Origin of the sequence: Syntrophomonas sp. UBA1041 (genome assembly GCF_002316705.1) — a bacterium.
Taxonomy (GTDB): domain Bacteria; phylum Bacillota; class Syntrophomonadia; order Syntrophomonadales; family Syntrophomonadaceae; genus DTU019.
Genome location: NZ_DCEA01000105.1, coordinates 1 through 639, shown reverse-complemented (window position 1 = coordinate 639; position 639 = coordinate 1). Strand labels below are relative to the sequence as shown.

The window sequence follows — 639 nt, the reverse complement described above, 5'->3', positions numbered from 1 at the left end:
CGTTTCGATTTCAAGATCTCGCCGGCTTCGGCAAAAAGTAAGGCCCGGGTGGGGCAGGCTGTTACACAGGCCGGCACTTCCAATTCCGGGCAACGATCACACTTCACAATAATATTCCCCTGGGCCTGACGGCCAATCACGCCAAAAGGACAGGCCAGTTCACACATGCCACAGCCCAGGCAGAGCGCGGTTTGGTGGGAAACCACCCCGGTATCCCGGTCTTTGGACATGGATCCGGTAGGGCACACCCGCACACATAAGGGTTCCTCGCAGTGGCGGCAGTTCAAAGGAAATTTCCGGCTTTCCCACTGGCTGGCGTAAATGCGTTTGCGCGGCGCCGGTTTTTCCGTCAGAGCCCCGGCCAGGGTCCGGGATCGGCTGTGTGCCACCGCGCAGGCCAGTTCGCATGATTTGCAGCCTACACAGCGTTCCGGTTTAATCAACACCTCTTTCATCGTATCGCCCCCGTTTCCGGGCACTTCATGCGCCCATTTCCAAGTTCTACATATTACGACGTTTATGATGCCTTATCTATAACGAATTCGACTTCCAGAGGTCTGATTCCTGCCCCGATGGGCGGCGATATCCCGATTGCACCAATATTCTCTTGTTTATTGATTGATATAAAAAGACGCAGAT

The 639-nt window shown here is 54.8% G+C and carries 1 protein-coding gene; it reads right to left on the bottom strand.

Annotated features, from left to right (window positions below; genetic code table 11):
* On the bottom strand, positions 1 to 455 hold a 455-nt coding region (locus B2633_RS15050), incomplete at its 3' end, for a 4Fe-4S dicluster domain-containing protein (protein WP_483171531.1).
* Positions 456 to 639 lie beyond the last annotated feature (184 nt).